Source organism: uncultured Brachyspira sp., from assembly GCF_910588665.1.
Classification (GTDB): domain Bacteria; phylum Spirochaetota; class Brachyspiria; order Brachyspirales; family Brachyspiraceae; genus Brachyspira.
Genome location: NZ_CAJUPR010000011.1, coordinates 18507 through 32513, shown reverse-complemented (window position 1 = coordinate 32513; position 14007 = coordinate 18507). Strand labels below are relative to the sequence as shown.

Below are 14007 nucleotides of genomic sequence, written 5' to 3'. Positions count from 1 at the left end.
TCAAGCAAATAAAATAAAAAATTATATTTATTTTTTATAATAATATTTTTTTGTAATACTGCTTAATGCAAAAAAGCTAAGCATTAATTAAATTATTAAGAATTAATCTTTGTATCTGCACATCCTGACCGTAATCAATGCCGTCTTCCTCAAAACCATGCATATTCATATAGTCTTTTCTGAATAATTCTAAATCGGCTAATTCTTTTAAATTATCTTTATTTAATTTATTCCAAGCATCTGAAACTTCTTTCTGAACATCATCTCTTAATTCCCAATCATCTAATCTTATTCTATTTTCGCTGTCAACTGGTATTTCTTTGCCGCTGTAAAGTTTTTCGCTTATAAGTCTGTACATTTGCTCTATACAGTTTTCATGAAGACCTTTATTTTTCATCACTTTAAATAATATTCCTATATAAAGAGGTACTGTAGGTATTACAGCCGAAGATCTTGTTACAACCGCTTTATTTACTGATACATAAGCATGGCCTTTTATTTTTTCCTGCATCTCTTTATTTAGTTCATGAGCTGTTTTTTCAAGATGATCCTTAGCCTTTCCTATTGTTCCTTTCCTGTATATTGCTTTAGTCATTTCAGGACCTATATAGGAATAAGCTATATTTAAAGCATTTTCGGAAAGCATGTCAGCATTAAGCAAAGCTTCCGTCCATAATTTCCAATCTTCTCCGCCCATAACTTTTACTGTAGATTTAATATCATCTTCGTTTGCAGTATCTATTGATACTTCCAGTAATTCTTCTGTTATGAAATCAACGCCTATGCCTTTATATTTTTTACCTATCGGCTTTAATGATGAACGGTAAACTGTTCCAGTTGATTCATCGGTTCTTGAGGGTGCCGCCAAACTGTATATAATTAAATCTATTTTTTCTCCGTTAAAAAATGATTTTGCCTCTTTAATTACTTCTTCCTTTGAAGAGTTTAAAAAAGCATCAAGTATTAAATTTTTATCTTCTATGCCGTCTTTTTTAGCGAAAGAGGAAAAAGCTTCATTATTATACCAGCCTGGTGTAGCCGTTCTTCTTTCCGTTGCCGCTTTTTCAAATGATACGCTCATAGTCTTTGCTCCCAATCCGTATCCTGCAGCTATTCTGCTTGCAAGTCCGTATCCGCCTGAGGCTCCTAAAATAAGAGCATTTTTTACATCTGATTTTATTTTAGGCTTTGATTTTATATAATTAATTTGATTTTCTACCTCTTTTGCGCATCCTAGCGGGTGGGCTGTGATGCATATATTATTTAATATTTTCGGCTCTATTATCATATTTTTATTCTCCTGTTTATTTTAAATTTAAAAAGTTAAATTACGGATTAATTTTAATACTTTATAATAAAATAATTTTTTTTTCAATGAAATTAATTAAAATTATTTTAGTATTAAAAAGTTATATTAAATTATTTTAATAAAACTCTGATATAAAATAACGGATAATTTTTATTAATAATAAAAGATTTAAGCTATTTAAAAGCATGTTTATGGCAGGCAATAATAAATAATTTTTTTATACAAAAATGTAAATTAATTTAAAAAAATGTGTAAAAAAAATTGACAAGATAAAACAAATGTATTATAATGTAAATATATTTAATGTTAGATTTACAATATATTTACAAAAGGATATATTTATGAGAAAAATTATTTTTAATGTTTCCGTCTTTATAATGATATCGGCAAACTTATCATTTGCTCAGTATTATGATTCCTATAATTATCAGAATGCATATAATACTGAAAACAACACTTATCAAAACAATTATAACTTCTATAACTATTATGAAGAGTTTATGAAAGTTTTAGCTAAAGAGGCTCTTAATCCGAATAGTATTTATTATAATCCTTCATTTGCAAATCAGTATAATAATAGTAATAATCAAATGAGTTCAAATCCTTATCAATATGTTATGAATGCTATGAATACGGCTTCTAAGAATTATAACAGCAGTAATAATTATAATGCCGAAAATTATGAATATTATAACGAATACAATCATAATTATAATTATCAAAGCTATAATAACAGCGGTTATGATAATACTCAGATTTACAAAAATCCTTATGAGGAATTGATGAAAATGCTTGAAACTGAATCGAAAAATCCTAACAGTCCTTATTATAGTCCGAATAGAAATCAGGACACTCAAAATAATTATTATAATAATCAAAATAATAATTATGCCTATAATTCGGAGAATATTTATGAAATTACTGCAGAGCGATTAATAGAATCGGCAGCTGATAATTATTATAAAAATAATTTGAATAATCAAAACAATAACGGTAATAATAATTATAATTTTTATACTCCTTTTAAAGTGCCTAATATCGTTTTAGAAACTGCAAACAGAACATATCCTAATGTTCAAATATGCGATATAGAAATGAAAAATATAGGCGTATATGAAGTTAAATTAAGCAATATGATTAAGTTATTTATAGACAGAAACGGAAAGCTGTTATATGAAGAGTATTGCAAATAATATTTAATTTTTTAATCATTAGGAGGCTTAATATTTTAAGCCTCATTTTTTTATCTAATTTTTTTAAAAATAATTTACTTTAAAATAAATGCATATATACTATATATTACAAAATTAAATATTAAGGAATTACTAATGTCTGTGAAAATACCTTATGAGAAAATAGTAAATGAAGATTATGTAGGAAAAGAGATTAATCCTGTTAATCAGCAGGAAATTTACAGTTTGGCTCTTGAATACAGTGATGATATTATTAAAAATTTAAAAGATGAAAGCATTAATCTGCTTATAGTAGATCCCCAGAGAGATTTTGTAGATATTGAAAAGGGAGCATTGCCTATAAAAGGCGCTGCAGATGATTTAAAAAGGATAATAAGATTTATATATGATAATATGAGCAGATTATCCAGTATTTATGTTACATTAGATACTCATAGATATGATTCTATATTTTATCCCATTATGTGGAAAGATTATAACAGAAAACCGCTTACTCCTTTTACCGAAGTAACTTTAGAAAAAATAGAAAATGATGAGATAATACCCATTTATGATGAGGATATACAGATAGATTATGTAAGAAAGTTAAAATGGCAGAATAGTCAGAATTTAATTATATGGCCCTACCATTGCATATATGGTACAGACGGCTGGCTTATAGATAAACAGCTTTCAAATATGCTTTTATTTTTTGAAGCTTCAAGAAAAATATATATCAATAAAATATTAAAAGGACAGGATTCTTTCAGCGAGATGTACGGAGTTATAAGACCTGAAGTTATTACTGAGTATACTAAAGAATATGATAATTCTTGGGCTTATGATATCACTAATGCCGATAAAATATATATATGCGGCGAGGCAAAAGATTACTGCGTTTATGAAAGTGTAAAGCAGTTTTGCGAGATTTATTGTAATGATAGATATGTTACCGAAACTATAAATGTAATGATGAACTGCAGCAGTGCTATAGGCGATGAGGAAAAATGCAATAAAAAATATGAAGATCTTTCTAAAGAGCATGGCATAAAGCTTATTAATATATAAAATATAATATACAAGTTTGAATATTTATTTTTGATTAAAATAAAAAACATAGTATAATATTAATAATTATTTTTTTGGTAATATATGGAAATAAGAACTTTAAAATATTTTTTAACTGCAGTAAGAGAGGGAAATATTTCAAAAGCTGCAGAATATCTTAATCTTACTCAGCCGAATTTATCAAGACAAATAAATATATTAGAAAGAGATATAGGGCATAAATTATTTGAAAGAAAGCATAGAAATATAGAACTTACTCCTGAAGGCATATTATTAAAAAAGAGAGCGGAAGAAATAATAGAGATGATAGAGAAAACTAGGTCTGAGTTTGATTTTAATGATAAAATTATAGCAGGAGATATATTTATAGGAGCAGGAGAAACATGGTCTATGAATCTGCTTGCTTCCGTTATGAAAGATATGCAGAAAGACTACCCTTATATAAAATATAATATTAAAAGCGGAAACTATCAGGATATTACTGAAAAACTTGACAGCGGATTGCTTGATTTTGCAGTATTAATTTCCCCTGCTGATTTATCTAAATATGATTATTTAAAAATGCCTGCAAAAGATATTTGGGGAGTTATTATGAGAAACGATTCTAAACTTGCCGAAAAGAAAAATGTTACAAAAAACGATTTATTAAATTTACCGCTTATAGTTTCAAGGCAGGCTGTAGAAGACGATATTCAAAATAATTATTTTATGAGGTGGTTCGGAAATAGTTTTAATAAGCTTAATATAGCCGCTACATATAATTTAAGTTATAATGCAATGATTATGGTTATTCAGGGTATAGGATATGCTTTAACTTTAGATAAGTTAATAAATAATTTTAATAATAGTAATGTATGTTTTTTACCTTTGAAGCCTAAATTGGAATCTGAGATTTATATTGCTTGGAAAAAAAATCATGAGTTTTCAAAAGCATCTAAAATATTTTTAAATAAAATAAATGAAAATTTTAATATAGAGTAAAGCAAATATAAAAAACTGATGCTTTTAATAATAATGATAAGCTGTGTTAATAGAAAAGCATAAAGCAGATAATACTTTATGCTTTTTATAAATTATATTATTCTATAATACATTAGCTGCAAGCTCTGCAAGTTTTGAGCGTTCTCCTTTTTCAAGGGTTACTGTAGCGCTTAATACTTCCGCTTTTGTTCTGTCTATTAAATATGTAAGTCCGTTATTTCTTTTATCCAAATAAGGAGTATCTATCTGATTGATATCTCCAGTAAAAACTATTTTTGTTCCTTCTCCTGCTCTTGTGATTATAGTTTTTATTTCATGAGGAGTCAGATTCTGCGCTTCATCTACTATAAAGTATATTTTATTTAGGCTTCTTCCTCTTATATACGCAAGAGGCGAGATTACTATCTTTTCATTTTCAAGCATTTTTTTTATGTTTTTACTCTCATCACTGTCTTCAGAGTGAATATGCTCTATCACTGAAAGATTATCAAATAAAGGCTGCATATACGGATCTAATTTGCTGTTAATATCTCCCGGAAGAAATCCCAAATCTTTATTTGACAGCGCCACAACAGGACGCGCAAGAAGTATCTGTCTGTACTCTCTTCTTTTAGCCAAAGCTCCTGCAAGAGCTAAAAGCGTTTTGCCTGTTCCTGCCTTCCCCATTATGGTAACTAAAGGTATATCATTGTCAAGCAGAACATCTAAAGCCATAGCCTGCTCTTCATTTCTCGGTTTTATTCCATAAGCGTTTATATCGGTATTTACATGCAATATTGTTTTTGTTTCATCTTTGTATTTTCCTATTACAGCCTCATCTTTTTCATGAACTCTGTAGCAGAAATATGTGTTGGGATATATTGAGTTATCGCCTTTTACCTCTATTCCTTTATTTTCATTAAGTTCTTTTATATAAACTTCGGCATTATCTCCTAAAATAGTTTCTATGCCTGTAAAGAGCGATGATAATTTATCTATCTTGTCTGTTTTATAATCCTGAGTATCTATACCTAAACTTCTTGCCTTCATTCTCATATTAATATCTTTTGTTATGAGAACTACTCTTTGATTCCCGCATTTTATATTATAAGCGCAGGATAATATTTTATGATCTGGAATGCTGTTTTCAAATATTTTTTTAAAATTATCTTTCTCTTCGTTATTAACATCTATGAACACTTTGCTTTTATTATCAAGCAGAGCTCCTTTTTTAAATATGTCTTTAGTGCCTTGAATTTTTTCATTTTTCTCAGCTATTATATCAAGCTCTCTTATAAACTCCCTTGCATTAAAGTTAATTGTATTGCTTCCCTTTTTAAACTTATCAACCTCTTCCAGCACAGTAATAGGTATAACAATATTTGTTTCTTCAAAAGAAAATATAGACTTAAAATCATGAAGTATAACATTTGTATCAAATACGAACACTTTTTTATTTGGTATAAAATTTTCTATCATCGCAAATCCTTTTGTTGATTTTATAACATCATAATATATTAAAATGTTATGCATATAGTATTACATGTTATGCATATAGTATTACAAAAGAAACAAAAAATCAAATTATATTTTTATGCTGCTTATTTTTTATTAAAATATAAATAATTAATTATATGCTTTTTAAGTATTAAACTATATAACACATAATTATTTGATATAAATTAATTTTTCTGTAAAATACAAATAAATTGAAGCTTAAGGAATTATAAAAATGAATATTGAAGAGTTTATTAAATACTGTAAAGATGGAAATCCTATATCAAACGAAGACGCCGAATTATCTGCGCTTCTGCATAAATGCTCGCAGAATGCAATAAAAATAACTTATGAAATTAACAGCATATATCATAGCTCCGATGGTGTAAGAAAATTATTTGAAAAATTAACAGGTGAAAAAATAGATGAAAGTTTTATATGCTTTCCTCCTTTCTATACAGACTTCGGAAGGAATATCAAAATAGGAAAAAATGTATTTTTTAACTGCGGATGTTCATTTCAAGACAGAGGGGGAATTACTATAGGCGATAATGTTTTTATAGGAATGAATGTTGCTGTTTCCACGCTTAATCATGGCATAGACTTAAAACATAGAAGCACCACATATCCTTATAAAGTAGCAATAGGCAATAATGTATGGATAGGTTCGGGTGCAAATATACTTCCTAATGTATCTATAGGAGATAATACCATAATAGGTGCAGGTTCTTTAATAAATAAAGATGTGCCTTCAAATGTAATAGCGGCGGGAGTGCCTTTTAAAATTATAAAAGAAATATCAGATTAATAAATAAAATAAATAAAAAAGGAGAAACTATAATGAGAAAAACAATATTATCATTATTATTACTGTCATTTTTAATTTCATGTAATAATAATCAAAACAATCAAAATAACAGAGGAGGAAATAATATGGATACCAGAGTATTCAAAGTGTACACAAATATTGATATGAAAGAGGTGAGATTTAAAAATAGGTACGGCATTGAAATAGCGGGGCATTTATATTTACCTAAAAACTACAGTGCGCAGAAAAATCCTGCTTTAGCTGTATCTGGACCATTCGGAGCTGTTAAAGAGCAGGCATCTGGCTTATATGCTCAGGAGATGGCGGCTAACGGTTTTGTTGCCTTGGCATTTGATCCGTCTTTTACAGGCGAAAGCGGAGGAGATGTCAGAAATACGGCTTCTCCCGATATATTTACTGAAGATTACAGCGCTGCTGTGGATTATTTAGGTCTTCTTGATTATGTGGATAGAAACCGCATAGGAGCTATAGGTATTTGCGGGCTTTCTGGTATGGCTATTACTGCGGCAGGAACTGACACTAGAATTAAGGCTGTTGCAACTCTTTCAATGTATGATATGTCAAGGGATATGAGCAAAGGTCATTTAGATTATTATACTGCCGAGCAAAGAAGAAAGATAAAAGAACATTTAAGCGAACAGCGCTGGAAAGATGCTGAAAGCAAAACTTATGCTTTAGGAAGCCATGAACCTGCTTTTGATGAAAACAATAATTTAATGGCTTCTGCTATGACTGTACCTGAAGAGCTTCCTGAAAATGCTGATACTGTATTTGCTGCATTTTATAACTATTATGCTAAAAGAGCCTATCATCCCAGAGCTGTAAACTTTGTCACTTCTTGGATTGCTGCGATGCCTATGTCATTTTGGAATTTTCCTCTAATGGCTAATATTAAAGATATTTCTCCTACTCCTATACTTTTAATTGCAGGAGACAGAGCGCATTCAAGATATTATTCTGAAGATGTTTATAAAGAGGCTTCAAATCCTAAAGAACTTTTAATAATAGAAGATGCTGATCATGTTGATTTATATGACAATATGGAAAAAATACCTTTTGAAAGATTAACTCAGTTTTTTAAAGACAATTTAAGATAATATAAAACTTATTTTCATTTTATAAACTCCGAAGAAGCTGTAATTCTTTGGAGTTTTTTTATATCTGTTATTTTTAAACCTGCTTAGATTAAAGCCGATGCATTTTTTATTTAATATATAAATATTATTGCATTATGCCGTTTTTATAGTAGAATATTTTTTATTATTAAAGATTATTTGTAATTAAGGAAATAATAATTTGACTTTCAAATAAAACATTTTGGAGATACAATAAGTGAATTTATGGATTTTATCGGAAGAATACCCTAGAGTACAAACTTTAAATACAATTATAAAAATGTTTTTAAAAGATAATAATTTTTCATCATTTATAGATAATATTAGGGTTATACCTATGTTAGAATATAATTCATTTAATTTTACATATAAAGTTATAGGTATTAATTGTAATAAAATAGAAAATATATTTATAAAAATAGTTAAAGGTTCTTCAAGTTTTGTAGATTACTTAATATTTTATCAAAATGATGAACCCACATATACTGATAATCCAATATATGCCATAGAAGAAACAAAAACAGATGATAAAGAAAGCCGTAATACCTCAATTTATCAAAGAGCAATAAAGTTTATATTTATTGATTCATACTACGAAAATGTCAAAAAAGTAATGCTTCATCAAAGAAAAAATATTAATAGGCAATTTACAGATACATATATTTTTGGGGTTAGGCTATTAAAGACTTTTGATGTTTATTTTACAGATGAAGAAACAAATAAAATTGAACCTTTTTTTAATATTGATGATCTTATAACGTTTAAAAATAATATGAGAAAACCTCCAAAAGGTAATACTCCAATAATAATTACAAAAGCAAATAATAATTTAATAGAAATATCTGGTATACTTAAAAAAACTGATAGTTTATCGCATGATCCAAATATAGGAGCATTGACAGCTATATCTTATGCTTTGAGAAAATTATGCTGGAGTTATGATATAATTATTACTAAACATCAATTAGAGCAAAGACATATTAAAAAAAATAAATTTGTACAAATTGCTAATTGTCTTAAGATCGGACTTTATAAACTTGATATACCAAATGTAGAGTTAGATAATTTATATTGGTATTATGATAAAGAAGGAGAGAAATTAGCTACAATATTTATACATGTTATAGTTGAAAGTTTTACTTATGGATATTCTATTTTTGAAAATCATGCAGGATGTGAAAAAGGATATTTTATAACTTCTGAAAATGAGTATATACCTTTAGAAAAATATGTGGATAGAGAAGATTATAAATCAGGTAATAAAAGTGCAAAATTGAATATACCTGATTTGATTTTAATAGATGTTAAAAAATTGGAAATAATCAATATAGAAGGTAAAAAAATAATTAATTTAAAAGAAGGATTAAAATCATTAGAAGAATATTATAAAATAGAAGATATATATATAAAAAAATATTATCCTAAATATAAAATTATAAGAACTTTGGTTATATATGGAGGAAATGAAAAAGATCTTAAACAAGAAATAAAAATAGGTTTCTTATTGTCAAAAGATGGAGATATTTTGCTTGGAATAGAAGCTCCGCATTTATTTAAATTAGCAGTTAAAAATTTATTAGATTTTTGGAGAAATTGATATGCTGAAATCTAATATTTTTTTTGTGAAATCTCCATTAAATTATATAGGCGGTAAATATAAAATATTAAATCAAATAGTACCTATATTTCCAAATGATATTAATAATTTTATAGATTTGTTTACAGGTGGTGGAAATATTGCTGTTAATGTAAAAGCTCAAAAAATATTTATGAATGATAATTTAATTTATTTAATAGATTTGTATAAATTATTTTATGAATTAAAATATAATAAAGTATTAGAATATATTTATAATAGGATAGAAGAATATCAGTTATCTGATGATAATGTAGATGGTTATAATAGATTGAGAGATGAATATAATACAAATAGAAAACCTCTTGATTTATTTGTTTTAATATCATATTCATTTAATCATCAAATAAGATTTAACAATAATCATCAATTCAATAATCCTTTTGGAAAATATAGAAGTTCATTTAATAATTCTATAAAAAATAATTTAGAAAATTTTATTAATAGAATGCAAAGTTTAAATATAGATTTTAGCAATGAAAATTTTGAATGTTTTAATTTTGATTTTTTTAATGAAGACGACTTTGTATATTGCGATCCTCCGTATCTTATTAGTAAAGGAACTTATAACGATGGTAAGAGAGGATTTACTGGCTGGAATAAAAATAATGAAATTATATTATTAAAAACTTTAGATAATCTTAATAAAAGAAATATAAAATTTGCTTTGTCTAATTTTTTGATTCATAATGGAAAGAGAAATGACATATTAAAAGAGTGGATTTCATATAATAAATATAATATAAAAAAAATATATTCTAATTATGATAATTCTTATTATAATAAAAAATTATTGTCAAAAACTCAAACTATAGAAATATTAGTAACAAACTATAAAATAAATTATTTAAACATAGATGGAAATATTAATAATTTATTTTTTGATATGGAAATATAGTTTATGAGATTTATTGGAAATAAGGAAAATTTAGTTAAGAATATGTATTCAATACTTAATTCAAAAAATATATATGGACAAACGTTCTGCGATTTTTTTGCTGGAACTACTAATGTAGGAAAATTTTTTAAGAATTTGAATTACAAAATATATTCATCTGATATATTATATTTTTCTTACTGCCTTCAATATGCTTATATAAAAAATAATACTGTCCCTAAATTTAAAAAATTATTAGATTATTTGAATATAAGAAGTATGCATTTATTTTATGATTCAAATTTAGAATTGATTTTAGAATATCTGAATAATATTGATTTATTTGAGGGTTTTATATATAACAATTATACTATAGGAGGAACTGAAAATAAAGAATATAAGAGGATGTATTTTTCAGATGAAAATGCCAAGAAAATTGATGCCATAAGAATTGAGATAGAGAAATGGAAAAACAATGATTTGATTAATGAAAATGAATATTTTATTTTAATAGCTTCTCTTATAGAAAGTGTTTCTTTTTTTTCAAATGTATCTGGAGTTTATTCCGCTTTTCAAAAAAAATGGGATAGAAGAGCATTGAAGCCTTTTATATTAAAACCTATAAATTTAGTATTTAATAATAAAGAAAATGAAATATTTATTGGAAATAGCATTAATATAGTAAAAGATATAAATACGGATATATTATATTTAGATCCGCCGTATAATGAAAGACAATATGCACCAAATTATCATATATTAGAAACTATAGCAAGATATGATAATCCTGAAATAAAAGGGGTTTCTGGTATGAGAGATTATGGCGCTCAAAAATCGTCATTCTGTAACAAAAAAACAGCTTTGATTGATTTAGATTTTATTGTTAATAATGTAAATTACAAATATTGCGTATTAAGCTACAATAACGAGGGCATTATGAAAAGAGAGGATATTATATCTACAATGTCAAATATAGGATATGTTGAATTAATAGAATTTGATTATTTAAAATTTAAAAGCAATTCAAGACAAAATAAAAAATTTATTAAAGAACAGTTATATATATTGAAAAAATAAAATATAAAGAGAATATTACAATGAAAAAAATAAATAAAGAAAATAATAATTTTGAAAAACATTTTAAAGAAAGCATAAAAGAAAATATAATGTTTTTTCCTATAAGGCATCATTCTCCAGCATGCTCTTATCATTTGAAAAAGATTTTTGCAGATTTTAACCCCGACGCCATTCTTATAGAAGGACCAAGCGACTGCGGTAATTTAATAAGGTATATGGTTGAAGATGATACTAAAGCACCGTTTTGTATTTATTCAAGTTATGTTGATGAATGCGGCAATAAATACAGAGCCTATTATCCGTTTTTAGATTATTCTCCCGAGTTAGTTTCTATCAAGGAAGCATATAAAAATAATATTTACTGCGGATTTATAGATATGCCGTATTCTTCTATGATAGAAAATTGTGATGAAGATAATAAAAATAATAATAAAAAGAAGCCTATATCGGTATACGATAATGATGACAATAGATTTAATATAAACGATTATACGCTTGAGCTTACTAATAAAGCGGGGCTTAGAAGTTTTGCCGAACTTTGGGATAGAGATTTTGAAATAAACGGTATAAAAAAAAGCAGTATTGATTTTATAAAAAGCGTTTATGCTTTAGGTTATTATATGCGTTTGATAGAAGATGAAGATTTTGAAACCAGAAGCAGAGAATATGTAATGGCTAAAAATATTAAAGATGCCTTGAAAAAATATAATAAGGTTTTGGTAGTTACTGGAAGTTTTCATACTAAAGGTATTTTAGATAAATTAAAAGAAAATGAAAAACTAGACGAAGAATATAAATCATTAAATAAATATATTGTATCAAATGCGGCAAGCTATTTGATACCGTATTCATTTGAAGATGCCGATGCTAGAAGAGGCTATAAGGCAGGTATAGAATTTCCTGCATTTTATAATTTGGTATATAAAGAGCTTGAAAATTATGACAATATAAAAGACTATTCATCTTCAGATATATCTGAAAGAAGTTTTTTAAAAGTAGTTGAGCATTTTATAATAAAGGCTTCAAATATAGATAGATATAATCATAATGTAACTATTCCAGACTGCATCAATGCTTATTATATGGCTTTTAATCTCGCCAAATTAAGAGGCAAAGAATCTGCTGGAGTTTATGAACTTATAGATGCAACTAAAAGCGCTTTTGTTAAAGGAGAAATATCTCTGGAAAATACAAGCAATCTTGATTTGATGATGAAATTGCTTTCAGGAATAACCAGCGGTCAGGTATCATCAAAAAGTATTGTACCTCCTGTTGTAATAGACTTCAGAAATAAATGCAGAGAATACAAAATAAAAACATATAAAACAGAAGAGGTGGAAACAGTACTTGATATAGTAAAGAATAAGAATCATTTTGAGAGAAGTAAATTTTTTCATAAAATGCATTTCTTGGATATAGGCTTCTGTACATTGATAACAGGTCCCGATTATGTAAATAAAGTTAATAAAAATCTGGCAAGAGAGACTTGGAAATATGAATATAAAACTATAGTAGAATCTTATTTAATAGATAAATCTGTTTACGGAGTTAGTATAGACGAAATTGTTTCAAATTTGATATTGGATAATTTTAGCGGCAATATAAATTCATATGAAGTATCTAAACTTATGATAAAAGCCGATGTTATGGGGCTTTACGGATTTTTCATTGATAATTACAGACAAATAGAAAAAGTTATTTTGAATGATAATAATTTTGTAAGTCTTTGCTCCTGCCTGAATAATTTATCATATTTGGCTAATATGGAAGTTATTAATGATAATATATCAAAAGAGAGAGAATCCTTATTTGATGATTATGATATTATCCCTGTAATAGAATCATTAGCTAAACAGGTATTTGTATTGTCCGTTGCTAATATGGAATCTATGAAGAATCTTCAGGAAGAAGAAGCTTTAAAACAGTCTCATTATATAAAAAATTTATATTCTTTTACTTTAGAAAATCCTAATTACTGCGATATAGATATTTTTAATGATAAAATAGATTTAATGCTTGAAAGCACATTCGGAAGTTCTCATATATATGCCGTTTGTCTCTCTGTAAAATATAAATCAGGAAGATTAAATTCGGACAGTTTTTCATCTATAGTGTCTAATTTTTTAGAGTCTTCGGAAAGCGAAACAGCGGCATATTTTTTAAATGGAATATTATTGATAGCAAGAGATATTTTATTTATTAACAGAAGTATTGTTGAGAGTATAAATAATACTGTAAAAAAATTAGATGAAGAAAAATTTATAGAAGCGCTTCCTAATTTGAGATACGCATTTACAAATTTAAGTCCTATAGAAATAGAAAGCTTATCTGAAATTATTTCAAATATGTATAAAACAGATAAAAATAAAGTTTTGAATAATATAGATTTACCTGTACAGTCTATTCATAAAGCTATGAATATAGATGAAAAAGTATTTGATTTGCTTATTAAGAGTTTATAAAAATA

At 26.6% G+C, this 14007-nt stretch carries 11 protein-coding genes; 9 read left to right on the top strand and 2 right to left on the bottom strand.

The features are described 5' to 3' along the window. Positions 1 to 76: 76 nt before the first annotated feature. Positions 77 to 1288 carry an enoyl-ACP reductase FabV gene (fabV, locus tag QZ306_RS08615; protein ID WP_295163099.1) on the bottom strand — a complete coding sequence of 404 codons (1212 nt, stop codon included), beginning with the start codon at positions 1286 to 1288 and terminating at the stop codon, positions 77 to 79. Positions 1289 to 1650: 362 nt separating this feature from the next. On the opposite strand from fabV, the gene QZ306_RS08610 reads away from it, so the two are divergent. From QZ306_RS08610 to QZ306_RS08600, 3 genes are all read left to right on the top strand, one after another. Then, positions 1651 to 2502, top strand: a complete 852-nt coding sequence (locus tag QZ306_RS08610; protein ID WP_295163097.1) for a hypothetical protein — start codon at positions 1651 to 1653, stop codon at positions 2500 to 2502. A gap of 135 nt (positions 2503 to 2637) precedes the next feature. Continuing rightward, positions 2638 to 3549 carry a nicotinamidase gene (locus QZ306_RS08605; RefSeq protein WP_295163095.1) on the top strand — a complete coding sequence of 304 codons (912 nt, stop codon included), beginning with the start codon at positions 2638 to 2640 and terminating at the stop codon, positions 3547 to 3549. An 84-nt stretch (positions 3550 to 3633) separates the two neighbouring features. Continuing rightward, positions 3634 to 4530 carry a LysR family transcriptional regulator gene (locus QZ306_RS08600; RefSeq protein ID WP_295163092.1) on the top strand — a complete coding sequence of 299 codons (897 nt, stop codon included), beginning with the start codon at positions 3634 to 3636 and terminating at the stop codon, positions 4528 to 4530. A gap of 102 nt (positions 4531 to 4632) precedes the next feature. Here the strand turns inward: QZ306_RS08600 and QZ306_RS08595 are convergent, their stop codons facing one another. Further along, positions 4633 to 5988 (bottom strand): PhoH family protein, encoded by a 1356-nt coding sequence (locus QZ306_RS08595; RefSeq protein ID WP_295163088.1) that lies wholly within the window; start codon positions 5986 to 5988, stop codon positions 4633 to 4635. 253 nt (positions 5989 to 6241) lie between these two features. Between QZ306_RS08595 and QZ306_RS08590 the strand changes: the two genes are divergently transcribed. The 6 genes from QZ306_RS08590 (at position 6242) to QZ306_RS08565 (ending at position 14002) form a co-directional block, all read left to right on the top strand. Beyond that, the gene (locus QZ306_RS08590) at positions 6242 to 6814 is read left to right on the top strand and encodes a DapH/DapD/GlmU-related protein (RefSeq protein WP_295163086.1); all 573 of its coding nucleotides are present in this window, start codon (positions 6242 to 6244) and stop codon (positions 6812 to 6814) included. Positions 6815 to 6846: 32 nt separating this feature from the next. Next, positions 6847 to 7932, top strand: a complete 1086-nt coding sequence (locus QZ306_RS08585) for an alpha/beta hydrolase (protein ID WP_295163082.1) — start codon at positions 6847 to 6849, stop codon at positions 7930 to 7932. A gap of 235 nt (positions 7933 to 8167) precedes the next feature. Further along, complete coding sequence (locus QZ306_RS08580; RefSeq protein WP_295163079.1) at positions 8168 to 9547, top strand: hypothetical protein; 1380 nt, start codon at positions 8168 to 8170, stop codon at positions 9545 to 9547. Position 9548: 1 nt separating this feature from the next. Next, entirely contained in the window at positions 9549 to 10484 is a 936-nt protein-coding gene (locus tag QZ306_RS08575; RefSeq protein WP_295163077.1) for a Dam family site-specific DNA-(adenine-N6)-methyltransferase, read from the top strand. Between the two features lie 3 nt (positions 10485 to 10487). Then, positions 10488 to 11540, top strand: a complete 1053-nt coding sequence (locus QZ306_RS08570; RefSeq protein ID WP_295163075.1) for a DNA adenine methylase — start codon at positions 10488 to 10490, stop codon at positions 11538 to 11540. 20 nt (positions 11541 to 11560) lie between these two features. Continuing rightward, a complete protein-coding gene (locus QZ306_RS08565) occupies positions 11561 to 14002 on the top strand; it encodes a DUF5682 family protein (protein WP_295163073.1) in 2442 nt (813 codons plus the stop codon). The last annotated feature ends 5 nt before the right edge of the window (positions 14003 to 14007 follow it).

Coding starts and splice junctions, on each gene's coding strand:
- fabV (WP_295163099.1), bottom strand. CDS start 1,288: ATGATAATAGAGCCGAAAATATTAAATAATATATGCATCACAGCCCAC.
- QZ306_RS08610 (WP_295163097.1), top strand. CDS start 1,651: ATGAGAAAAATTATTTTTAATGTTTCCGTCTTTATAATGATATCGGCA.
- QZ306_RS08605 (WP_295163095.1), top strand. CDS start 2,638: ATGTCTGTGAAAATACCTTATGAGAAAATAGTAAATGAAGATTATGTA.
- QZ306_RS08600 (WP_295163092.1), top strand. CDS start 3,634: ATGGAAATAAGAACTTTAAAATATTTTTTAACTGCAGTAAGAGAGGGA.
- QZ306_RS08595 (WP_295163088.1), bottom strand. CDS start 5,988: ATGATAGAAAATTTTATACCAAATAAAAAAGTGTTCGTATTTGATACA.
- QZ306_RS08590 (WP_295163086.1), top strand. CDS start 6,242: ATGAATATTGAAGAGTTTATTAAATACTGTAAAGATGGAAATCCTATA.
- QZ306_RS08585 (WP_295163082.1), top strand. CDS start 6,847: ATGAGAAAAACAATATTATCATTATTATTACTGTCATTTTTAATTTCA.
- QZ306_RS08575 (WP_295163077.1), top strand. CDS start 9,549: ATGCTGAAATCTAATATTTTTTTTGTGAAATCTCCATTAAATTATATA.
- QZ306_RS08570 (WP_295163075.1), top strand. CDS start 10,488: ATGAGATTTATTGGAAATAAGGAAAATTTAGTTAAGAATATGTATTCA.
- QZ306_RS08565 (WP_295163073.1), top strand. CDS start 11,561: ATGAAAAAAATAAATAAAGAAAATAATAATTTTGAAAAACATTTTAAA.